The sequence below is a fragment of the Spirosoma knui genome (genome assembly GCF_054780635.1).
On sequence record NZ_BAAGVY010000008.1, the window covers coordinates 280,180 to 301,850 of the forward strand.

A 21,671-nucleotide genomic window follows, 5' to 3' on the forward strand; every position below is an offset into this window, starting at 1 on the left:
TTAGGAGATTCTCATCCGTTTTGGAAATATTGTTCGTATTGGAGTGGATTGATGATTCAATAATGCGTTTGCTTAGGACGTAGTAAGCCTTTTTCGGTTTTAAATAAGATTAGTCAACAAATACATAGACAAACTACTTAGTCATTCAATCGTTAATGATTCATACCGCGTATGTAATAAATACATACCATTGAATCGACACATAAATTTTAAAATGTATGAACACAAAAAGCCTGCTTTCTGCAACTGTTGTCATGTTAAGTTTTGCGTTCTCCGCTTGCAATACAACAGACAACGATAATCCGATCATTGCATCCCCAACGACACAGTTCACGGCTACACTGAACGGTCAGCAGGAAAAACCAACATCCACGACCTCGACGGCAACGGGTACATTCGCAGGTAATCTGAACGAATCTACCCGCGTTATGAGCTATACAGTGACGTTCACCGGCTTGACCCCCACCATGGGACACTTGCACAGAATCACTAAATCGGATGGCACTGGTGGCGTAGATGTTCCCTTTACAGGTACACTCACTTCTCCCTATTCGAACACGGTTTTGTTAGCTCAAAGCAAAATTGACAGTATGAAGAATGGATTTTATTACGCGAATCTCCATACGACGGCCTATCCAGCCGGTGAAATTCGCGGAGATATCAAGAAGCAATAACCTGCGTACAGCTTATCAGATCGAAAAGGCCCTGCCATCACGACAGGGCCTTTTTCGTGGGTAACAGCCATAAATTCACTCCGGCTACGCGTAGCATTCACTCAATTATAAGACCATCCCCAGGCATTTGGCAATTTGTATAACACCACAATCCGCTCGAGCTGCGCGAAACAATCTGAGGTCAGTAAGTCAAGGCAGCGTTCCTGTTTACGGCAAGAGCCCTAGCCAACGTTGGCTAGGGCTCTTGCTTTTTAGGCGATGGGGGTGTGAGTAGATTTCGATTCATAACCACCTTGGCTTGTTAGTTAACCCGCTTTCACAACCTGATCATTAAGTTACCTCTATGGAAGTCCGCTACGCTGTTGGCCCCGATGCACTACGTCAATTTACAACCGCCGAGCTTCGACAACATTTTCTGATCGAATCGCTTTTTCAGCCCGACACCCTTCAGCTCTGTTACAGTCATTTCGATCGTATCATTATTGGCGGTGTGCAGCCAACTACCAGTCAGGTCAACGTACCGACCTATCCGGAACTGCGGAGTGATTACTTTCTGGAACGGCGGGAAATGGGCGTTATAAACGTAGGGGACGCAGGTACGATTGAAGTAGACGGTCAGCATTTCGAGTTGAACAAACTGGATTGTCTGTACATTGGCCGGGGGAGTCGGCACGTAACGTTCAGTAGTCAGTCGGGCGAATCACCCGCTCAGTTTTATTTGCTTTCAGCCCCCGCTCATAAGGAATATCCAACCCAAAAAGCTGCACAGGCCGACGTCTTTTCCGCGCCGATGGGTGCGGCCGAAACCGCGAACGAGCGCGTCATTTACCGATACATACACCGCGATGGCCTACAGAGCTGTCAGCTGGTGATGGGTTTAACGATGCTGAAACCGGGGAGCGTCTGGAATACCATGCCCGCTCATGTTCACGACCGCCGAATGGAAGCTTACTTTTATTTCGATCTTGACCCGGCTCAGCGTATACTCCACCTGATGGGTCAGCCGACCGAAACGCGCCATGTATTTGTAGCCAATCAGCAGGCGGTTATTTCACCACCCTGGTCGATTCACTCGGGCTGCGGCACCGCCAATTATTCGTTCATCTGGGGCATGGCCGGTGAGAATCTGGACTATGCAGATATGGATATGACCGCCATCGCTGACCTGCGTTAAGTATTCGATCATAGCGTCGGAATAGTTCGCTGACCAGAGGGCTAAGCCGTTTTTCGGCGATTCCGACGCCATCGGGAAACAAGCCAGGCACCTGCCGCCACCACTAACCCGAGTGGCAGCAAATAAAACACGCCGACCAATACGTTTCCCAGTAACCGAAACCCATCGGCGAGGTTATTGGCAATTTGAGCGTAGAAAGGTTCTTCGGGCCGCAAAGCCGCTTTCGACTCCTGATAATACGTTAAATTCACGGTACTCAGGGCTACATCTTCTTTCAACTGACGTAACTCGGCTTCCTGCACTTCCCGTTCTTCGCGGATCTGCCCTAACTGCTCCTCGATCTTCAGGACGTCCTCAACGGTGCGGGCTTTCTTGAGCAATTGCAGATACGTTTCTTCTACGGCTTTTTTGCTGCGAATCCTGGCCTCAACATCAACGTATTGACGGGTAACATCTTCCGCCGTAACGGTTTTTATATCGGTGAAAATGGATTCTTTCAGGACAAGACCCAGGAAGGCGTCCAAACGGCTGGCGGGTACCCGGACCGTCAGGGCATTTTCAATGGTTGTACTCGATTTGGTTTCGTTGGCATTGGTGATCTGACCACTAACCTGCTGTACGGCCTGTTCAATCGCCCGGCCCGATTGAGCGAAGTCACTGACGCGAATACGAAGCTGTGCATTCCGTATAATCTTTCGGTTGGCTGTCGCGATCGGCTGCGTCTGTGAATTGGCGGGTTCATCCGATTCTTCCTGAAGGGCATCCTGTTCGGGAGCGGGCGATTTCATCAGCGCCATCTCTGGTTTAGCCAAATCGGCCGAGTCGTGGCGGGACTGACAGGACGTAATAGCGAGCAAAACGGCGAAGCAGACAAATTTATTCATACCCAATAGATGCTAAACGGACAGATAATCCACACAACCTATAAAGTTTTTCGGACTCATGAAAACATCGGGCCTAAACGCTCATTTATAGGGCTTTTAAACCTTTTTCCCGAACGTTGCGCCAACACAAGTTGTTACTATCTTATAACTTCTCCTCTCCTTTCATTTTGTTACGTGTCCCCTGATTAGTTGCATAAGTCAGGGCTTTTGCGTCTATATTTGACGCGAAACGTGCAGAGCGTGGTAGCGGAGGGATCATCAACCTGAACACCGATTATGTCGAAAAACTTAGTCATTGTGGAGTCACCGGCGAAGGCGAAAACCATCGAAGGGTATCTTGGAAAAGACTTCACGGTGAAGTCCAGTTTCGGACACGTCCGTGACCTGCCTAAAGATGGATTAGCAGTAGATGTGACAAATGGTTTTCAACCCTCTTACGAAATATCGCCCGATAAAAAGAAGCTGGTCAGCGAGTTAAAGTCGCTGGCGAAGTCAGCCGATGAGGTCTGGCTCGCAACGGACGATGACCGCGAGGGCGAAGCGATTTCTTGGCATTTAAAAGAAGCTCTAGGGCTGCGGGACAATACCAAGCGGATCGTTTTCCGGGAGATTACCAAGAACGCCATTCAGAACGCCATTAAATCACCCCGTACCATTGATGTCGATCTGGTAAATGCGCAGCAGGCCCGGCGTGTGCTCGACCGGCTGGTGGGCTATGAACTGTCGCCGGTACTCTGGCGTAAGATTAAGGGGGGTAGCCAGGGTTTATCGGCTGGCCGCGTGCAATCGGTTGCGCTTCGGCTCGTGGTCGAACGGGAACGCGAAATCGATAAGCACCAGTCGAAGTCATCCTTTAAGGTGACAGCTCAGTTCATTGTAGACGGCAGCAAAGTGCTGAATGCGGAGCTACCGAAAAACTTTGCGACCTCTACCGAAGCCCGGGCGTTTCTGGAAGCCTGCATTGCCGCTACGTTCACCATCAAGAACTTAGAAACAAAACCCGCCAAGAAATCACCGGCTCCGCCGTTTACGACCTCTACCCTACAGCAGGAATCTTCGCGTAAGCTGGGGTATTCGGTAGACCGAACCATGCGGATTGCCCAGAACCTGTACGAAGCCGGTAAGATTTCGTACATGCGAACGGATTCAACGAACCTCTCGCAGGAGGCCATTGAGAAAGCCAAGGCGGAAATTGAGACGGAGTTCGGCCCGAAATATGTACAGACGCGGCAGTTCAAAACCAAGAACGAGTCGGCGCAGGAAGCGCACGAAGCCATCCGGCCTACGAATTTCAACGACCGGAACGCGGGGGGCGATCGGGACCAGAAACGGCTGTATGAGCTGATCTGGAAACGGGCGATTGCCTCGCAGATGGCCGACGCTCAGCTCGAACGGACCACGGTAACGATCAGCATTCGGTTTGCGAATGGTACGCAGCTCAACACCGTAGCGATGGTCGACGATAGCCCATTCGTTGATACGCCCAAAGCCGAACCGCAGAAACTGCCAACCGAACTTGTTGCCCAGGGCGAGGTGATTAAGTTTGACGGCTTCTTACGGGTCTACCTCGAATCGAAAGATGATGAGGACGATGAAGACGCGAAAGGCATGCTGCCTCCGCTGACCATTGGACAGACGCTGAATCTGGGCCAGATGAAAGCGACCGAGAAGTTTACCCGCCCGCAACCCCGCTACGCGGAAGCCTCATTGGTGAAGAAACTCGAAGAAATGGGCATCGGCCGTCCATCGACTTATGCACCAACCATTTCGACGATCATCAACCGGGGCTACGTAGTAAAACAGGATAAACCCGGTCAGGAACGGAAATACACGGAGTACACCCTGCAACGTGACCAGATCAGCGAGACGAGCGGTAAAGAAACATTCGGCTCCGAGAAGGCAAAGCTGTTCCCAACCAATACGGGAATCGTGGTCAGTGACTTCCTGGTCGAATATTTCCCCGACATCGTGGACTATAAGTTCACGGCGACGGTCGAGAAAGACTTCGATGAAATCGCCAGCGGACGACGGAACTGGCAGAAGATGCTGGAAGGCTTCTACGGCGATTTTCATAAGAACATTGAGGATATACAAGGCTCATCGGGCGTGGCGTTCAAAACCGGCGAACGTGTGCTGGGAGCTGATCCGGCCAGTGGCAAACCCGTTTCGGCCCGCCTGGGTAAATACGGGGCCTATGTGCAGATCGGCGAAGCCAGTGACGACGAAAAACCCCGCTATGCCAACATTCGCGACGGTCAGTTAATCGAAACGATCACGTTGCAGGATGCGCTCAGTCTGTTCACGCTGCCGCGCGAAGTGGGCTACTTCGAAGACAAACCCATGACCATCGGGATTGGCAAATTCGGGCCGTACGTGAAGCACGACGATAAATACGTATCGCTGACCCGCGAAGATGATCCGTACACGATCGATGCCGAACGCGCCGTTCAGCTCATTCAGCAGAAGCGGGCGGAATCCGTCAGCGAATCCCTGGGCGAGTTCGAAGGCAAGCTGGTGACTACGGGTAAGGGCCGTTTTGGACCGTATGTGAAGTTTGAAGATAAGTATATCTCGATTCCACGTAACGAGTCCCTTACGGGCTTAACCCTCGACCGCGCCATTGAACTGATCGAAGCTAAGCGGCAGGCCGAAGCCAACAAGTATATTAAAGAGTTTCCGGAGAATCCGGCCGTGAAAGTGGTGAACGGGCAGTACGGTCCTTATCTGGCGGTGGGCAAACGGAACGTCAAGATTCCGAAAGATGTTGACCCCGCTACGTTGACGCTGGAGGATTGCCTTCGGCTAGCGGGCGACGATCCGGCTGCGGCAAGCTCAGGCAAGTCGGCCACAACTGGTAAGGCGACCAAAGCCGCTCCGAAGAAGGCCGCAGCGACCAAGGCTACATCAGCGAAAGCACCCGCCAAAGCCACAGCAGCCAAGAAGCCCGCGACAGCGAAGAAGAAGTAGTTTTTTCTTTTGTTATGCATCAGCCGTTCAGTAGGCGACTACACCCGTCGTTTTGCTGAACGGTTTTTTATTGGTTCCATTTGGCAAATCGTCGCTAATTTGCCGGTTCAACCTCATTCATCTGGCTTTCTGCATGAAATACCTCTTATTGTTATTACTTCCTTTCACCGTAGCTGCTCAAACTGACAATCAATACAATCTGATTCCGTTTCCCGCCCGGTTTACTGGTCAAAGTGGCCAATTCACCCTCACTGCGGCCACTCGTATCGTGGTGAGTCCGGCGAACGACGCTGTGGCCCGGTCGGTTGGGCAAACCTTTGCCAGCCAGCTTAAAGCAAGTAATAAGTTAACGCTATCCGTAGCGCCAACCAGTCCGGCGTTAGCGAAAGGTGCACATATCTTCCTGACGATCAACAAAAAGTTAAACCTCGGCGACGAAGGCTATAAACTTACCGTTACGTCTACCCGCGTCCTGGCCGAAGCCTCCACGCCGAAAGGTCTTTTCTACGCGACGCAGACTATGCGGCAACTTGTACCAACTGGACAATCAGCAGCGGCCATGCCCGCCTGTCAGATCACCGACAAACCTCGCTATGCCTATCGCGGATTACACCTTGATGTATCGCGCCACTTCATGCCCGTGGCTTTCGTCAAGAAATACATCGACCTGATGGCCATGCACAAGCAGAATACGTTTCACTGGCATTTAACCGACGACCAGGGCTGGCGGATTGAAATCAAGAAGTACCCAAAGCTTACCCAGGTCGGCAGTCGACGTAGTGAATCGCTGGTCGGTCAGTATATGGAAAACTACCCGCAGCAGTTCGACGGGAAACCGCACGGGGGTTTCTACACGCAAGCCGAAATACGGGACGTAGTGCGGTACGCTCAGTCACGATTCGTGACGATTGTGCCGGAGATTGAAATGCCGGGCCACGCGCTGGCGGCTTTAGCAGCGTATCCGGAGTTAAGCTGCGATCCCTCCAAAACGTATCAGGTTGCGACGAAGTGGGGCGTTTTCGACGACGTCTTTTGCCCCTCCGAAAAGACATTTGGGTTTCTGCAGGATGTATTGACCGAAGTAATGGCATTATTTCCCGGCAAGTATATTCATGTAGGCGGTGACGAATGCCCCAAAACGGCCTGGAAACAAAGCGCGTTCTGTCAGGATCTGATGAAGAAGAACGGACTGAAAGATGAGCACGAACTGCAAAGCTATTTCGTTCGGCGCATCGAGAAATTTGTCAACAGCAAAGGCCGGGCGATTATCGGCTGGGACGAAATTCTGGAAGGCGGCTTAGCGCCCAACGCTACCGTGATGAGCTGGCGGGGTACCGAGGGTGGTATTGCCGCAGCGAAGCAGAAGCACACGGTTATCATGACGCCTGGCGCTACGTGTTACCTCGATTTCTATCAGGGCAATCCAGCCACTGAACCGCTGGCGATTGGTGGCTATCTGCCGCTCGATAAGGTCTATAGCTACGAACCAACCCCGACCGAACTGACGCCCGAAGAACAAAAATACATTCTGGGCGTGCAGGGTAACGTCTGGACGGAGTATATGCCGAACCCTGAGCACGTTGAATACATGGTGTGGCCCCGCGCGCTGGCGTTAGCCGAGATTGGCTGGATGCCCGCCGGTCCGCGTAATTTCGAGGATTTTGCCCAGCGCCTAAAAAATCACCTGCCTAAACTCGACGTCATGTCGGTTAATTACGCCAAACGCTTATTTGACATTTCGGCAACCACACAGGCCAATGAACAGGGACAGTTGCAAGTCAAATTGAGCAAACTGGACAGCGACAGCCGCATCTTCTACACACTCAACGGAAAAGAACCGGGTGAACGGAGTACAGAGTATAACGGCCCTATTACGCTCACAAAAACGACGACCCTACGCGCCATGACGCCGACCGGCGGGCGACTAACCCAAACACTTACGCTCCACAAAGGCAAAAATAAAGCATATACCTACGCTCCTGCCGCCAACAAATCCGACGCGGAAAGCGCCAAACTGACCGACGGTGTCCGTGGTGAAACGCCCCGCGACCGACGCCAATGGGTCAACTTTTTCGGTACGGATATGGAAGTAACGGTGGACTTAGGCGACGTAACAAGCGTAACAAAAGTATCGCTGAACTTCCTGAAGGTAATTCTGGAAAATAACTTCCCGCCCAGCTCGGTAGAGATCGCTCTGTCGCGCGATGGCCAAGACTTTAAAGAAGCCATCGCCCAGCCGGTTACGTACGAATTGAATGGCCCGTGGGCTATCCTTCCGGTTGTCGCCGACTTCAAAACGGCGCGGGCCCGTTACGTTCGGGTGCGCGCCAAAAATGCCGGGCCCGCTCCAGTCGGTCACCCGAACGCAGGCGCGAAAACCTGGTTCGCTACCGACGAAATTGTGGTCGAATAGTTATAAATTGAGGAAGTAAAAGGAGGAAAGGGAAGAGGGGGACTAGTGGGAGGAAAGGAATTATTAAAAAACTTACCCTCTCCATTTCTCCCTCTCCTCCCTTAATTCCTTCTCGTCCCTTTCCTCCCCTTACCCCCCTTTTTCCTTATGAAAAAAATTGTCGTTTTATCAGGCGCGGGCATCAGTGCAGAAAGTGGCATTCCGACCTTTCGGGCGTCGGATGGCCTGTGGGAAAATCACCGCATCGAGGACGTAGCAACCCCGGAGGCCTGGTACCGAAACCCGGACCTGGTGCAGGACTTTTACAACCAGCGCCGGAAGCAGGCGCTCAGCGTTCAGCCTAACGCTGGTCACCTCGCCCTGGTCCGGCTCGAAGCGAAATACGACGTAACGGTGATCACGCAAAACGTCGATAACCTCCACGAGAAAGCGGGCTCCTCCAAGGTCGTTCACTTACACGGCGAACTGTTTAAGTCACGGAGTACGGTAGACCCTGACCTGGTTTACGATATAGAAGGATGGGAGTTGAAGAAAGGCGACCTCTGCGAAAAAGGGGCACAACTTCGTCCCCACATTGTCTGGTTTGGCGAAGCTGTGCCCATGATGGACGTAGCGCAGGAGATCACCGAACTGGCGGATGTGTTGATCGTTGTGGGTACGTCGCTCAATGTATATCCGGCCGCTGGACTGGTGTATTCGGTTCGGCCCGGAACGCCCATCTACGTAGTGGACCCTAACATTCCGGATATGCACCGGCGCTCGAACACGACGTTCATTGCCGAACCCGCAACCGTTGGTCTGACCCGCCTGGCCGACCAGTTGCTCGCCGAAGCTGCCTAAACAGCATTACAATGATTTGCCTTTTTCCATGCGCTTGAGGGTTTCCAGGTAGCTGTTCACATCATCGCCCGCTTTCTGCGCCAGGGCAATAGCTTTGTTCTGAAGCTGTACGGCTTGTTCCCGGTCTCCAGTCCGGTAGAGCAGGCAGGCGCAGACACCGGTTCCTCTTGGCGTTTCGGCCAGTTGTTCAGCCGTTTGCATCCAGGTCAGCATCGTTTTCAGCCGAGCCTCATCTTTAAGTTCATGGTAAAAATACCAGCCTAAGTCGCACAACTGAGCGTAGCTGTCGCGGAATTGATCGGGGGTTTTCTCTTTTGCCTCCGGTGTTAGTTTCGGGAGCAGATGCTGGCGGGCGTAGGTCTCGGCCTGTTCCGCAAATTGCTGCCACTGTTTCATGGCCTGATAATACCGCATCCGGTAATTGGTGACGGTAACAGTGCCTTGCTCCGGCCCTTCTATCGATTGAATCCGCTCGGCCAGGCGGTTCAGCCGTTCTTTACTCCGTTCGGCCGTAGCTTCGGCCAGTTCGTCGTCGTACAAGGTGATTAATCGGTTCGGTACGCGCGGGTCCTGCCGGTTCGCTAGCAGCACATCTACCGCTTTACCATCAAGCGAATTAATGCTTTCCAGCACGAGTTTCAACGTAACGGGCGTCTTCAGCGAATCGGTGGGCAACGTTTTCAGATAGTCTTCCAGGTAAGCGGTGTTGTCCTGACCGTACCGTCGGCGGATTTTCAGAAAGCTCCGCACCACGTCGGGGTGGCGGTTGCCGGCCTTGATCGCTTTCTCGTATTCCGCCAGGATCGTTCCCGGCCCACTGCGACGGAACGCATCATGACCTTCTTCCAGAAACGAGCCTGTTTCCTTGAAGCCAATGAAGGAATGAACAAGCTGGGCGTCGGCATTGATAAACAAGCCCGTTGGATAGGCCCGCACGCCATAACTGGCCGCTAACTTAACGCCTTCTCCTTTTTCGGCGTCAACTTTATAGTTGATGAAATAGCCGTTGAATACCTTTCCCGCTTTCCGGTCGGGGAAGACCTGCTGGGCCATCATGCGGCAGGGGCCGCACCAGGTCGTGTAAATATCGACGTAGATCAGTTTGTTTTCGGCTTTGGCCAGGGCCAGTGCATCTTCCCATTTCCCCTCAAAAAACTTGATTCCCTGCGCCCAGACCGAGGTAGAGAATAACACAATAAGCAGGACACCAGCTGAACGAAGGCAATGGCGTGAAAAAGAAGACATAGTCAATAACGTTTAGGATAGACGATGAACGATTATGTTCAAATTTATTAAACAACTCAATCGATTAATTCAAATTAAACCGGAGAGTTAGTAAGCGGGTTATGGGAACAGGCAGCGCACGGTATGACAGCAAACTCTCTTTCAAATCAGGATTCCGCGAACAAAACGCTGGAGGCTCACGAGCGACTGAACCAACACTATGGGGTTCAGGCTATTTACGGCCGGGCCGATCCTATGCATGAATTAATCGGCACGATTCTCTCCCACCGCACAACCCACGCCAACGAAGTAACCGCCTATCGGACCATGCGTGAACGCTTTCCTACCTGGGAGCAGGTGCGGGATGCACCCCTGCCCGATCTGATCGACGCCATCCGGACAGCCAATTACCCCGAAGTTAAAGCGCCTTACATCCAGAACTTGCTGGCTCATCTGTTTCGGGAAACCGGCGCGGCCAACATCGATTTTCTAACCGATCTGTCGACGGAAGACGCGATGAAGTGGCTGACCGATTTACCCGGCATCGGGCTGAAAACGGCGACCTTGCTGCTGCTCTTTAATTTTCAGAAGCCCGTATTGCCCGTCGATACACACGTTCACCGGGTCACCCAACGCATAGGTGCCATTGGGCCAAAGGTCAGTGCCGAAAAAGCGCATGCGTTGTTACTGGCTTACCTGCCGCAGGACGCTCCGGTTCTGTTCAACTTCCACAAGCATTTTTACTGGCATGGGCAACGCATCTGCACCTGGTACTCGCCCAAGTGCCGGGAGTGTGTATTACAGGATATGTGCGATTTTTACCAGTCAGGGGGAACCGCTACGTTAAGCAGTACCCCTAAAAAGAAAATCCCCAACCAATCAACCTGATCAGGCTGGGGATTTCTAGCAATTACGTTTCTGCCTATGCAGGCATCCGACAACGTATCAGGGCAAATATCAGAATCCATTACGTTCTGGCACCGTACTTACGTTCGTGGAAGGTTTTCGACTGTTCCACCCAGTTGTCGCGCTCAATGCGGCCGGGGAAAAATTCGATAATCTCGTTTACCTTGTTAATGTCTTCTTTCGTAAAGTTGGCAACCTGCCGGAAGGTGTAAATTCCCAGACTATGCAGCTTCCGTTCGAGGAAGGGACCTATGCCCACAATATCTTTCAGATCATCGGCTTCGGTGGCTGTTGCCCGGCCAATCCGGTCGAAGTTGAGCTCACCAGCACGAGCCGCAATTCGACTTAGTACCGCAGCCTCTGAGTTGCTAATGGAGGTCGCTCCCGTGCTGCTGGAAGGCATCAGGATCGGCGGAGCCTGCGGAATGGAATCAGTGGCTACCCTGGCTGGGTTGTCGAGCTTATCTGGCAACTCTCCCACAATCAGATCGGGCGTATCGTCGTGGTCAAGGGCGGGCAACAGTGGATCGGCCGCTACGTACGACGATGCGTTGTCAACGCTGGCTTCGGTTCGTACCGAATCGTGCTTACGTCCGGATGTCGTCGACGATTGACCGGCCGCTTTATCCCGGCGGCAGGCTTCCAGTTCGGTTTCTTTCTGTTCGATGGCTGACCGCAGCGCATTGACACGCCCGGTACGTACCAACCGCCCCAGCACCCACCCTACCAGGGCAGCAAAAGCCAGCAAGAGGACGATTTCGCCAATAGCAACCGGACGACTAAACGGATCTAATCCAAACATGAGACAAGTAACATTTATGGGTATTTCGCCAACGGTGCGTCTGGTTACAGATCGCCTGTCGGCCTATACTTATTTTTGTTTCACCAATCGAGCCGCCTGGCCAACCCAATCGTCGCGCTGGATTCGACCCGGAAAGAACTCAATAACGTCGTTTACCCGCTCGGTATCCTCTTCGCTGAAGTTCGCGATCTGTTGGAATGTATAGATACCCACGGCGTTCAATTTCTTTTCCAGGAATGGGCCAACGCCAACAATGATTTTCAGATCGTCGGCTTCGGTGGCCGAGGCATGGCCAATGCGTGTAAAGTCAATTTCCCGCGCCCGGCTGCGGATGCGGTTCAATACGGCTTCTTCATTACTGGCCACTGGCCCTCCGGAGGCTACCGGCACCCGAAGGCAATCGGTCAGCTCCCGTTCCGTGCTGGCTAAATCTCCCTCCAGCTGGCGAATCAGGCTTTGTCTGGACAAATAACCAATGATAAACCCCAGCGCACCAGCAACGAACAGCATTATCAATTGCTGCCACTGGGCGTCGGGTAGGTTAAGGGGATTCATATCAAACATAACGGACAGCAGTTAATCGGTTTCTGTTTACGTTTCCGGCCATTATCAGCCACAACGACTATACATTCGGTTATTGAACCACGACGGATACCCGCCGATTGGCTTTACGTCCTTCGCGCGTATCGTTCGAGGCTTTGGGGTCTGCCTCTCCTTTCGCTTCCACTACAATCTGGCCGGGCTCGATTCCGGACTGGCGCAGACGTTGTTTCACCTCGTTGGCCCGGTCACGGGAGAGCCGAAGGTTAACCTCGTCGGGGCCCGAATTATCCGTGTAGCCTGTTACCAACAACTTTTTGTCTTTATGTTCAGTCAGGTACTTAGCGGCTTCTTCAACGAACCTTTGCGTTTCGGCCGTTTTGATGTAGTTCGCTTCGGCGAGCGGAAAGTACAGGTCAATTGGTTCGAAAACAGACTTGAATTTTTGGGCTGCAGCCAGTTCTTTCTCCGTTATGCCCGCGGCCAGCGTTAGCGGAACCGCCGAAGTTGTCGTAGCCGAATCAGTTGAGGGCGTTGGGGCAGTCGGCGTCTGTACGGCTCCGGAAAAGGCGAAGTGGATACCGCCGTAAATCGAATCGCTGCCTGGTTTAGACGGCAGATTACGTTCCTGGCCAGCAATGGTGATTGCCGACGCTGGAATCCCCTGCTGCACAAAATACTGCTTAATGCCTTCGGCCCGAGCGCGGCCCAGGTCTATGAATGTGGTGGTGTTACGTTCGGTTGGCAGGTAATAGCCCGTAATCGTAAGCGTTCGTCCAGAGTTGGCTTTGAGGTATTTAATTACGGGTTCCAGTGAACCGCCCAACGTGTTCAGATTAGCATTAGCGCCCGATCGGGCAAAGCTGAAATTACCCGGTAAGTCCAGGCGAAACAGCGTACCGTCGGCAATGGTATAGCCATCAGCTCCTGGAGGGGTTTCCGGCACGGAAGTTTGTGCTGGTGGGTGCACGTCATTGATGCATAACTGCTTGATTTTACAGGCGTGCCACCAGGTAGAACCAATCATCCACAGTGCCAGAAGTACAGTCCAAGGGGTCTTATTGGCGAACATACGGAAAACGTTTAGGCCAGGGCAAAAGGGCACCTGTTTGCTGGAAAGCCAAACAAAGGTGCTCCAAAAATACAGGTAAGCGGTATAAATGCAAGAGTTTCAACGTTTTTGCCCCGTTTTCGTAAAAACCCGGTTTAAACTGAAGGCAATAAGGTCACATCCGCGTTCAGAAACTAGGCAGCGGCTAACGCGTAAGCCGACCAATGTCCTTACATTGCAGTTTGAATAAAACCTGAACGTAGATACGCAGGCCACTCCTGGCCTGTTCTTTTGTATGGTAATTGACCTTCGTAGCGACACCGTTACGCAACCCACGCCCGCCATGCGCGAGGCTATGTTTTCGGCCAGGCTCGGCGATGATGTGCTGGGCGATGATCCCACTGTTAACGAACTCGAAGCGAAAGCAGCGGCCATGTTCAACACAGAGGCTGCTTTGTTCTGCGCATCGGGCACCATGACCAACCAACTCGCCATTCGTACCCATTGCCGCCCCGGCGACGACGTAATCTGCGATTATCTGTCGCACGTGTATCAATACGAAGGCGGTGGCATTTCGGTTAATGCACTGGCCTCGGCCAGTCTGGCGCATGGCGAGCGGGGAAAGCTAACCCCTGATCTTATACGCGAATACATCTATAGTCCCGCCGATCCGCACAAACCGCTCTCGCGCCTGGTAGTGCTCGAAAACACGGTGAACAAAGGGGGTGGCTGCTACTATACGGTGCCTGAGATTGCGGCCATCCGGCAGGTATGCGATGAACATGGCTTGATCCTTCATCTCGACGGAGCCAGACTCTTCAATGCTCTTGTCGAGACCGGTGAACCGACGGAATCGTATGGTCAGTTGTTCGACTCCATCAGCATTTGTCTTTCCAAAGGGCTGGGCTGCCCGGTAGGTTCATTGTTGCTTGGTAAAGCTGACTTCATTCGACAGGCGCGCCGGTTTCGGAAGCTCATGGGGGGCGGCTGGCGGCAGGCTGGCTTTCTGGCCGCAGCGGGCATTTATGCGCTCGACCATCACGTCGATCGGTTGAAGATCGACCACCTCCGCGCCCGCAGAATTGGAGCCATGCTCGAACGTCTGCCCGAAGTCGAAGAGATTTTGCCCATCGACACGAATATTGTGATTTTTCGGCTTCCGACAAACCTCTTAGCCGTTGATTATGTTGCTCAATTAGAAGCGAAAGGCATCCGCAGCGTCACATTTGGCAAGCATTTGGTGCGTTTTGTTACGCACCTTGATCTGACCGATGAGATGATAGCGGAGCTCGAAAACCGTCTGAACCGGGATTTATCAGATTAAAAGGATTAACGGGATTTTGTTAAAGCCTTCTGCTCTTTGAGCAAAAGCATTTTTGTGCGTTTAGCTCAAGGAACTTATTGAGTTTAATTCAAAGCTTATTCCTTTCCGTAGGATACAAAATCCTGTAAATCCATTCAATCCTCTCAATCCCGGTCTGGACAACCAATTATCTATGCATATTCAGACAAGACCTCTACAGAAGGAAGACTATCACGATCTCAAAGAGACGATGATAGAAGTATATAGTGGCATTGGCGGAGATTACTGGCCGAAGAGCTCGATCAACAAATTGCTCAACCTCTTTCCCGAAGGTCAGCTTTGCGTTGAGGTCGATGGTAAAGTTGTCGCAATTGCGCTCGCCATTCGGGTTAAATACAGTGATTTCGGCGACAATCATACCTACGAGGAGATTACGGGTAATTACACCTTTCGAACGCACAGCGACGAGGGTGATTATCTCTACGGTATTGAAGTGTTCGTTCACCCCGATTTCCGCGACCTGCGGCTTGGTCGGCGGCTGTATGATGCGCGGAAAGAGCTGTGCGAGCAGTTGAATTTGAAGGGAATTCTGGCCGGTGGCCGGATTCCGAATTACAATAAATTTGCCAATGAACTGACGCCCCGCGAATACATCGCGAAGGTCAAGCAGAAGGAAATTTACGACCCGACGCTGACCTTCCAGCTTTCCAACGATTTCCACGTCCGGAAAGTCCTCCGCGGGTATCTTCCCGGCGATACAGAGTCGAAAGAATACGCGACTTTGCTCGAGTGGATCAATATCTATTACGTCGACGAGAAGAATAAAAAACCGCATACCGATTCGATTATCCGGCTGGGCGTAATTCAGTGGCAAATGCGACTGTTTAAAAATCTCGCGTCGTTTCTGGATCAGGTCGAGTTTTTTGCCAATGCCGTCAGCGACTACCGAGCTGACTTTATGGTGCTCCCCGAGTTCTTCAATACGCCCCTGATGGCGGATTTCAATGATCTACCCGAGCCAGTCGCCATTCGGAAATTAGCCGACTTTACGGTGCCGGTACGTGACAAACTCTGTGAACTGGCGATTTCGTATAACGTAAATATCGTGGGCGGTTCGATGCCGCTGGTCGACGAAGAAGGAAAGCTGTACAACGTGGCGTACCTCTGTCGGCGCGATGGTTCGTATGAGGAGTTCCGCAAGATTCACATCACGCCTAACGAAGTGCGTCACTACGGTATGGTGGGTGGTAACGAAATTCGGGCGTTCGACACCGACTGCGGCAAGATCGGTATGCTCATCTGCTACGACGTCGAATTCCCCGAACTCAGCCGGATTCTGGCCCAGCAGGGCATGCAGATTCTATTCGTTCCATTCCTGACCGATACCCAGAATGGATACTCGCGGGTGCGACACTGCGCGCAGGCCCGGGCCATCGAGAACGAATGCTACGTAGCAATTTCGGGCTGTGTCGGTAACTTGCCGAAGGTTCACAACATGGACATCAACTTTGCGCAGTCTGCCGTATTCACCCCTTCGGACTTCCAGTTTCCAACGAACGCGGTAAAAGCGGAGGCTACGCCGAATACCGAAATGGTGTTGATTGCCGACGTCGATCTGAGCTTATTGAAAGAGCTGCATGAACATGGATCGGTGCAGGTAATGAAAGACCGTCGAACCGATCTGTATGACGTAACACTGAAGAAAACGGCCCGAAAAGCGCTGAAAAAGAGGAAAGACTCACCCGACAATGATCCGGAAGAAGTAGCCCCATTGATTGTTGTTAGCTAACTACTGCCTGCGTTTTTCCAGAGCTGTTCGTTAACTCCCGGCCCGAAGAGATTACTCTTCGGGCTTATTTTTTCATGCATAGGGCAACCTTTCTACTGTAACATTAGTTATTACAGTAATGAACAGCCGCTTTGCCATATCGCTGCACATCCTGACCTTGCTCGACCAAAGCAAAGGCGAGTGGCTAACGTCCGATTATTTAGCGGGTAGTATAAACATCAATCCGGTGCTGGTTCGCAAAGAGATCAGCAACCTCCGTAATCACGGGTTAGTGATTAGCCGGGAAGGAAAGAACGGGGGCGCGATGTTAGCCAAACCAGCTTCACAGATTCGGCTATCCGATGTTTTCCAGGCCACTCGCCAGGGATCGTTTTTAGGAACGACCAGGAACAGCCCAAACCCAGACTGTCCGGTCGGTAAGCAGATCAACCAACATCTCGACGGCCTGTATAATGACGTGGAAGAAGCGTTAGTTCAAAAACTCGGTACGAGTACGTTGGAAAACTTCAGTGGAAAGTTCACTTAATTTTTTTACGCATAACTGTAACATTTTTTATTACAAACTTCTTAATCAATCAACCATGAACGTAGTGATCATCGGAGCCTCTGGATTTGTAGGCTCAAAACTGCTCGACGAGGCTTTACAACGGGGCCATACTGTAACGGCAATCGTCCGCCATCCCGAGAAAATTACCGCCAGCGACTCGAACCTAACGGTAAAAGCAGTCGACGTCTTTGACGAAACTGCCTTACCAACGGTCCTATCAGGGCATGATGCCGTACTGAGTGCGTACAATGCCGGTTGGGATAACCCAAACCTGTACGATGACTTTTTAAAAGCGTCCAGGATCATCGAGAAAGCGACGCAGCAAGCGGGTGTAAAGCGGTTGCTGGTTGTTGGAGGTGCCGGAAGTTTGGAAATAGCGCCGGGTGTGCAGTTGGTTGATACGCCCGAGTTCCCGGCCGCCTGGAAAACCGGCGCTACGTCGGCCCGTGATTATCTGAATCTGTTACGTCAGAATACCGAGTTAGACTGGACGTTCCTGAGCCCGGCTATTATGCTGCAACCCGGCGAACGTACCGGCACCTTCCGGATCGGCACCGACCAGCCCGTTTTTAACGACAAAGGCGAGTCGACGATTTCAGTCGATGATCTGGCCGTTGCTCTGCTGAATGAACTGGAAACTCCGAAGTTCATCAGGCAACGCTTCACAATTGGCTATTAACTCCAGCGTGAATTACGGGGGTACATGCGGAGTTGGCAATTATCCGTCAACGTATTGTATCGCCTAATTTCATCACCCCGGCGTAGGTTTGGGGTGATGAAATGTATCTGAATTATGCCCTTTGCTTTTGCAGCTTATGTTACGAAAAGTGCACAGCTTCGGTATGCTGTACGCTTGATTTGGTCTGAGGTTGTGATTCGTTATGCGCAATGGTTAATACGACCCGGCCATCAATCTTGCCAGCGGCCATATTCGCCAGCACCTCGTTGATATTTTCCAGTCGGTCGCTATGGTAATGAACGTTCACCTTTCCCTGGGCAGCTAACGCCAGGCTCTCGATCAGGTCCTGACGTGTTCCCACAATTGAACCCCGGACGGTTTTACGGGTCAGCACAATGTCGAAGATATTCAGGTCGAAATCGCCGGGTGGCAACCCAACCAGTGACAGCGTTCCGTGACGACGTAACATGCCGACGGCCTGCTTGAAGGCCGACCGCGAAACAGCCGTGACCAATACGCCATGAGCGCCCTTAATCGTTTCCTGAATAACGGCAACCGGGTCTTCCGTTGCCGCATTGATCACCAGATCAGCACCCACGCTTTTGGCCAGGGCTAATTTATCGTCCTGGATATCGACCGCAGCGACCCGCATGCCCATGGCTTTCGCGTACTGGACCGCCAGGTGCCCCAGGCCACCAATTCCAGAGATAACCACCCATTGCCCCGGCTTCACCTCGGTTTCCTTCAACCCTTTGTAGACCGTAACGCCCGCGCAGAGAATGGGGGCAGCCTCCTCAAACGAGAGGGAATCCGGCAGGTGCCCTACATAATTCGGGTCGGCCAGAACGTATTCGGCGTAACTGCCCTGTACGGAATATCCCGTGTTCTGCTGCTGTTCGCACAACGTTTCCCAGCCCGAAAAACAGTGTTCGCAGTGCCCACAGGCCGTATATAACCAGGGTACGCCAACCCGGTCTCCTACCTTTACCTGGGTCACCCCTTCCCCAACCGCCATGACAGTTCCTACGCCTTCGTGGCCCGGAATCAGAGGCAAGGTTGCTTTTACTGGCCAATCGCCATTAATAGCGTGCAGATCAGTATGGCAAACGCCACAGGCTGCCACTTTGACCAGAATTCGACCCGGAATGACGGTCGGTACAGGAACGTCTTCGATCTGGAGCGGCTGACCATGCGTATGCGCCACTGCCGCCTTCATTAGAGTTGGTACCATAGTTCGATGGGGTTAAGTTTGAGGAACGAGTCAACCGACTAGCAGACTGACCAAACGCATAGGGCAAATGTATGCCTGGCTCACCACGCCAGACATGATCTGCATCAGCACGTTCGCTGATATTAGTAAGCGAACGCACCGATCAAATCGCTGCTCATAGACTCTCGCCAAGCAGCAACTGATTTGCCCTCAACTCCTCACCAACCCGGCCCGGACCGGCATTTCCAACCCATTCGTTTACACCACTTGTTCAGGCTCTAGCGTCGGCTTCTAAGCACTTTGCTCAATACAAAACCCAGCGCAACACCAATTGCTACGTAGCGGCCGGTTCGCATAGGCACGTAACGAGTACCTGTCGGTGTGATTTCAACAAAGCCCGCTGGCTCGACGATAAGGCCACCACCGACCCCACCGCCTTCGCCCTGGCCGCTGTCGGCAGCATTAGCTGACCCTTTCCTGGTGGTTCCTCTACCTTCTCCGTAACCACCGCCAAAGCCGAGAATTACTTTAGCTACGGGAATGATGGTTTTATCCCCCGATACGATTGGCTCTCCGTAGACCTTCTGCACGGTTGCCTGACTCGTTAGTCGATCGAGCAGTGATTGAATGGATTGCTGGGCGTTTGATGCACTCATATTAACGACAGTAACAGTTCATGGTTGATACATCAGATCCGTCAGGTTTGCTGACTGCGTATCTTCATCACCTAAACGCTAATCTGAACCAATTGTCAGTCAATATTGAGTGTATAGTACGTAGCATGGACTTTTTACAAACCCTATCATTGAGGTTGCCGACGTTTTTTACTCTTCAAACCACCTCTTGAACAGGGACGCTTTCTCTTTGCTGATCGTGATCTCCGGTGGATTTGTCTGACGTAGCATCAGTAACAGCTTTCCGCTGTAGTGCGGTTGATAGCCCGTGATCGCGTCGAGGTGGACCAGGTACTGCCGATTCGCCCGGAAAAACACATTAGGGTCGACCAACTCTTCGAGTTCGTCTAACGTAGCGTAATCGGTCACGAGTTTTTGACCAGTCAGGGTATGTAGGAAAATCAGTTCATCGCGGCAAAAACAGCTAACCTGGTCCTGAGGCACCGAAATAATCTGACGTAACTGGTGGGCGGTAAAGCGCCGTTTGAACGTTTTCTGCGTCTGCTGACCAACCATGTCGGTCAAAAACTCCCGGAACTGCTGTTGAAAGTCAGCACCGTCGGGCTGCCAGCGGTGAAACTTGCTCAACGCCACTCGCAGTTCATCGGGATCGATCGGCTTTAACAGATAGTCGAGGCTATTCAGCTTAAACGCCCGGATGGCGTATTCGTCGTAAGCCGTTGTGAAAATGATCGGGCAGGATATGGACAGCTTACTGAATACGTCGAAGCTCACTCCGTCAGACAACTGAATATCGGAAATGATCAGGTTAGGTGTCGGATGGCTACTCAGATACGCACAAACAGTTTCTACACTTACCAGCGGGCCGTCAATAATGGCCTGCGGCTCCAGCTGACGCACCAGCTTTTCGAGTTGTCGGCCCACCACCGGTTCATCTTCAATCAACAGGATAGTCATACGGATTCTGCAGCAGGCAATGGTTCGACAACGTTACGTTCGGCAATTCGGGTAACCTCCAGCGATACTAAGGGGATCCGGACCGTAAACTGCTCTGTATCGGAAACGGTAACCGGCACTGGGCTCAGATACTGATACAACATTTTCAGATTACTCAGTCCTTGTCCGTTCGAGGTTAATACCTGCCGTTTGCGCTGGATTGGGTTCTCCACCGTCAGGTAGCCGTCGGCTGCGGAGATGCGAATGGTTAGCGGTTTTGCCTCGTTGATGGTGTTGTGCTTGATCGCGTTTTCGATCAGAACTTGTAGCGTCACGGGCACAATCGCCTGATCCAGTGCCTCATCCGCTACGCAGAAAACCACGTCCAGTGACCCATCAAAGCGGGTTTTGAGCAGCGATACGTAGTTTCGTATGAATGTCAGCTCCGTAGCCAGGGAGACCAGCTCTTTCTCCTTATGCTGTAGTACGTACCGAAATACCTTGGAGAGCTGTTGCAAAAACTTGCGTGCTAACACCGGATCTTCGTCAATCAGCCCATCCAGTGACGACAGACTATTAAACAGGAAATGCGGATTAAGCTGGTTCTTCAGGTTGTCGTACTGCACCTGCGATTTTTCTTTCTCGAGCCGAGCCGCCCGAACGAGGTTGGCTTGCCAGCGTTGAAACAACTGGCTGACAATGAACCCCAAACTGATGACAACATTAGCGAAGAAGGTGCCAATGCTAATGGTGATGATTGTCAGTCGGTTCACAACCTCGGATAGCGCCGGGATGATGTAATCAATAACCAGCAGACCACAGCAAAAGAGTGCGGTTTTAACAATTGCCCAGCTACCGACGGATTGCGCAATGATCCGCCACCGGACGCTTTTCTCGAACGGTAACCGCCGGTCGAGGTAGTCGTTGTACCAGTAATGGAATATCCAAATGGCATTCAACATCAGCATGGTTATAGCAAACAGAAGAACCTGACGTTGCCAGCTTATGCCAGGCATCACCCATTCACGCCCAAAAATTCCCAGTAAGGATATGTAGAGAAAGGCCAACTCCACTTTTTTAGCAAACCGTATTTTCAT

19 protein-coding genes are annotated in these 21,671 nt (G+C 52.1%); 10 read left to right on the plus strand and 9 right to left on the minus strand.

Features of this window, described 5'->3' with window-relative positions:
* The first annotated feature begins 254 nt into the window (after positions 1-254).
* Together ACYVIY_RS17890 and kduI are read left to right on the plus strand one after the other, a co-directional pair.
* On the plus strand, positions 255-674 hold the full coding sequence (locus ACYVIY_RS17890) for a CHRD domain-containing protein (protein WP_460977749.1): 420 nt from the start codon (positions 255-257) through the stop codon (positions 672-674).
* Positions 675-1,017: 343 nt separating this feature from the next.
* Positions 1,018-1,848, plus strand: a complete 831-nt coding sequence (gene kduI / locus ACYVIY_RS17895; protein ID WP_460977750.1) for a 5-dehydro-4-deoxy-D-glucuronate isomerase — start codon at positions 1,018-1,020, stop codon at positions 1,846-1,848.
* Between the two features lie 41 nt (positions 1,849-1,889).
* On the opposite strand, the gene ACYVIY_RS17900 is transcribed toward kduI, so the two are convergent.
* Positions 1,890-2,732, minus strand: a complete 843-nt coding sequence (locus ACYVIY_RS17900) for a DUF4349 domain-containing protein (RefSeq protein WP_460977751.1) — start codon at positions 2,730-2,732, stop codon at positions 1,890-1,892.
* Between the two features lie 276 nt (positions 2,733-3,008).
* On the opposite strand from ACYVIY_RS17900, the gene topA reads away from it, so the two are divergent.
* The 3 genes from topA to ACYVIY_RS17915 all read left to right on the plus strand — a co-directional run bounded on the left by topA (position 3,009) and on the right by ACYVIY_RS17915 (position 8,952).
* The gene (gene topA, locus ACYVIY_RS17905) at positions 3,009-5,699 is read left to right on the plus strand and encodes a type I DNA topoisomerase (protein ID WP_460977752.1); all 2,691 of its coding nucleotides are present in this window, start codon (positions 3,009-3,011) and stop codon (positions 5,697-5,699) included.
* 133 nt (positions 5,700-5,832) lie between these two features.
* Positions 5,833-8,112: a glycoside hydrolase family 20 protein gene (locus ACYVIY_RS17910; RefSeq protein WP_460977753.1), complete on the plus strand. Its 2,280-nt coding sequence runs from the start codon at positions 5,833-5,835 to the stop codon at positions 8,110-8,112.
* Between the two features lie 147 nt (positions 8,113-8,259).
* Positions 8,260-8,952 carry an SIR2 family NAD-dependent protein deacylase gene (locus ACYVIY_RS17915; RefSeq protein ID WP_460977754.1) on the plus strand — a complete coding sequence of 231 codons (693 nt, stop codon included), beginning with the start codon at positions 8,260-8,262 and terminating at the stop codon, positions 8,950-8,952.
* Between the two features lie 6 nt (positions 8,953-8,958).
* On the opposite strand, the gene ACYVIY_RS17920 is transcribed toward ACYVIY_RS17915, so the two are convergent.
* Entirely contained in the window at positions 8,959-10,197 is a 1,239-nt protein-coding gene (locus tag ACYVIY_RS17920; RefSeq protein WP_460977755.1) for a thioredoxin family protein, read from the minus strand.
* 123 nt (positions 10,198-10,320) lie between these two features.
* On the opposite strand from ACYVIY_RS17920, the gene ACYVIY_RS17925 reads away from it, so the two are divergent.
* On the plus strand, positions 10,321-11,064 hold the full coding sequence (locus ACYVIY_RS17925; RefSeq protein WP_460977756.1) for an endonuclease III domain-containing protein: 744 nt from the start codon (positions 10,321-10,323) through the stop codon (positions 11,062-11,064).
* 79 nt (positions 11,065-11,143) lie between these two features.
* Here the strand turns inward: ACYVIY_RS17925 and ACYVIY_RS17930 are convergent, their stop codons facing one another.
* From ACYVIY_RS17930 to ACYVIY_RS17940, 3 genes are all read right to left on the minus strand, one after another.
* Positions 11,144-11,884 (minus strand): hypothetical protein, encoded by a 741-nt coding sequence (locus ACYVIY_RS17930; protein WP_460977757.1) that lies wholly within the window; start codon positions 11,882-11,884, stop codon positions 11,144-11,146.
* 69 nt (positions 11,885-11,953) lie between these two features.
* Complete coding sequence (locus tag ACYVIY_RS17935) at positions 11,954-12,448, minus strand: hypothetical protein (RefSeq protein ID WP_460977758.1); 495 nt, start codon at positions 12,446-12,448, stop codon at positions 11,954-11,956.
* Positions 12,449-12,518: 70 nt separating this feature from the next.
* A complete protein-coding gene (locus tag ACYVIY_RS17940) occupies positions 12,519-13,496 on the minus strand; it encodes an OmpA family protein (protein WP_460977759.1) in 978 nt (325 codons plus the stop codon).
* Positions 13,497-13,770: 274 nt separating this feature from the next.
* Here ACYVIY_RS17940 and ACYVIY_RS17945 point away from each other — a divergent pair, with 274 nt between their 5' ends.
* The 4 genes from ACYVIY_RS17945 to ACYVIY_RS17960 all read left to right on the plus strand — a co-directional run bounded on the left by ACYVIY_RS17945 (position 13,771) and on the right by ACYVIY_RS17960 (position 17,793).
* Positions 13,771-14,799, plus strand: coding sequence for a threonine aldolase family protein (locus tag ACYVIY_RS17945; RefSeq protein WP_460977760.1), 1,029 nt, complete (start codon positions 13,771-13,773; stop codon positions 14,797-14,799).
* A gap of 172 nt (positions 14,800-14,971) precedes the next feature.
* Entirely contained in the window at positions 14,972-16,567 is a 1,596-nt protein-coding gene (locus ACYVIY_RS17950) for a GNAT family N-acetyltransferase (protein ID WP_460977761.1), read from the plus strand.
* A 118-nt stretch (positions 16,568-16,685) separates the two neighbouring features.
* A complete protein-coding gene (locus tag ACYVIY_RS17955) occupies positions 16,686-17,093 on the plus strand; it encodes an RrF2 family transcriptional regulator (RefSeq protein WP_460977762.1) in 408 nt (135 codons plus the stop codon).
* Between the two features lie 55 nt (positions 17,094-17,148).
* Complete coding sequence (locus ACYVIY_RS17960) at positions 17,149-17,793, plus strand: NAD(P)-dependent oxidoreductase (RefSeq protein WP_460977763.1); 645 nt, start codon at positions 17,149-17,151, stop codon at positions 17,791-17,793.
* Between the two features lie 139 nt (positions 17,794-17,932).
* Here ACYVIY_RS17960 and adhP read toward each other — a convergent pair whose 3' ends face one another.
* From adhP to ACYVIY_RS17980, 4 genes are all read right to left on the minus strand, one after another.
* Positions 17,933-19,024: an alcohol dehydrogenase AdhP gene (adhP, locus tag ACYVIY_RS17965; RefSeq protein WP_460977764.1), complete on the minus strand. Its 1,092-nt coding sequence runs from the start codon at positions 19,022-19,024 to the stop codon at positions 17,933-17,935.
* Positions 19,025-19,281: 257 nt separating this feature from the next.
* The gene (locus ACYVIY_RS17970) at positions 19,282-19,659 is read right to left on the minus strand and encodes a spore germination protein GerW family protein (RefSeq protein ID WP_460977765.1); all 378 of its coding nucleotides are present in this window, start codon (positions 19,657-19,659) and stop codon (positions 19,282-19,284) included.
* A gap of 168 nt (positions 19,660-19,827) precedes the next feature.
* Positions 19,828-20,595, minus strand: coding sequence for a LytR/AlgR family response regulator transcription factor (locus ACYVIY_RS17975; protein WP_460977766.1), 768 nt, complete (start codon positions 20,593-20,595; stop codon positions 19,828-19,830).
* Positions 20,592-21,671 (minus strand): sensor histidine kinase, encoded by a 1,080-nt coding sequence (locus tag ACYVIY_RS17980; RefSeq protein ID WP_460977767.1) that lies wholly within the window; start codon positions 21,669-21,671, stop codon positions 20,592-20,594. The genes ACYVIY_RS17975 and ACYVIY_RS17980 overlap by 4 nt, the downstream gene beginning before the upstream one ends.

What these genes read in the sequence shown, in the direction of transcription:
- ACYVIY_RS17925 (WP_460977756.1), top strand. Translation starts at nt 10,321, where the DNA reads ATGACAGCAAACTCTCTTTCAAATCAGGATTCCGCGAACAAAACGCTG.
- ACYVIY_RS17970 (WP_460977765.1), bottom strand. Translation starts at nt 19,659, where the DNA reads ATGAGTGCATCAAACGCCCAGCAATCCATTCAATCACTGCTCGATCGA.
- ACYVIY_RS17960 (WP_460977763.1), top strand. Translation starts at nt 17,149, where the DNA reads ATGAACGTAGTGATCATCGGAGCCTCTGGATTTGTAGGCTCAAAACTG.
- ACYVIY_RS17980 (WP_460977767.1), bottom strand. Translation starts at nt 21,671, where the DNA reads ATGAAAATACGGTTTGCTAAAAAAGTGGAGTTGGCCTTTCTCTACATA.
- ACYVIY_RS17930 (WP_460977757.1), bottom strand. Translation starts at nt 11,884, where the DNA reads ATGTTTGGATTAGATCCGTTTAGTCGTCCGGTTGCTATTGGCGAAATC.
- ACYVIY_RS17890 (WP_460977749.1), top strand. Translation starts at nt 255, where the DNA reads ATGTTAAGTTTTGCGTTCTCCGCTTGCAATACAACAGACAACGATAAT.
- ACYVIY_RS17900 (WP_460977751.1), bottom strand. Translation starts at nt 2,732, where the DNA reads ATGAATAAATTTGTCTGCTTCGCCGTTTTGCTCGCTATTACGTCCTGT.
- ACYVIY_RS17940 (WP_460977759.1), bottom strand. Translation starts at nt 13,496, where the DNA reads ATGTTCGCCAATAAGACCCCTTGGACTGTACTTCTGGCACTGTGGATG.
- topA (WP_460977752.1), top strand. Translation starts at nt 3,009, where the DNA reads ATGTCGAAAAACTTAGTCATTGTGGAGTCACCGGCGAAGGCGAAAACC.
- ACYVIY_RS17935 (WP_460977758.1), bottom strand. Translation starts at nt 12,448, where the DNA reads ATGTTTGATATGAATCCCCTTAACCTACCCGACGCCCAGTGGCAGCAA.
- ACYVIY_RS17915 (WP_460977754.1), top strand. Translation starts at nt 8,260, where the DNA reads ATGAAAAAAATTGTCGTTTTATCAGGCGCGGGCATCAGTGCAGAAAGT.
- ACYVIY_RS17910 (WP_460977753.1), top strand. Translation starts at nt 5,833, where the DNA reads ATGAAATACCTCTTATTGTTATTACTTCCTTTCACCGTAGCTGCTCAA.
- ACYVIY_RS17955 (WP_460977762.1), top strand. Translation starts at nt 16,686, where the DNA reads ATGAACAGCCGCTTTGCCATATCGCTGCACATCCTGACCTTGCTCGAC.
- ACYVIY_RS17975 (WP_460977766.1), bottom strand. Translation starts at nt 20,595, where the DNA reads ATGACTATCCTGTTGATTGAAGATGAACCGGTGGTGGGCCGACAACTC.
- adhP (WP_460977764.1), bottom strand. Translation starts at nt 19,024, where the DNA reads ATGGTACCAACTCTAATGAAGGCGGCAGTGGCGCATACGCATGGTCAG.
- kduI (WP_460977750.1), top strand. Translation starts at nt 1,018, where the DNA reads ATGGAAGTCCGCTACGCTGTTGGCCCCGATGCACTACGTCAATTTACA.
- ACYVIY_RS17950 (WP_460977761.1), top strand. Translation starts at nt 14,972, where the DNA reads ATGCATATTCAGACAAGACCTCTACAGAAGGAAGACTATCACGATCTC.
- ACYVIY_RS17945 (WP_460977760.1), top strand. Translation starts at nt 13,771, where the DNA reads ATGGTAATTGACCTTCGTAGCGACACCGTTACGCAACCCACGCCCGCC.
- ACYVIY_RS17920 (WP_460977755.1), bottom strand. Translation starts at nt 10,197, where the DNA reads ATGTCTTCTTTTTCACGCCATTGCCTTCGTTCAGCTGGTGTCCTGCTT.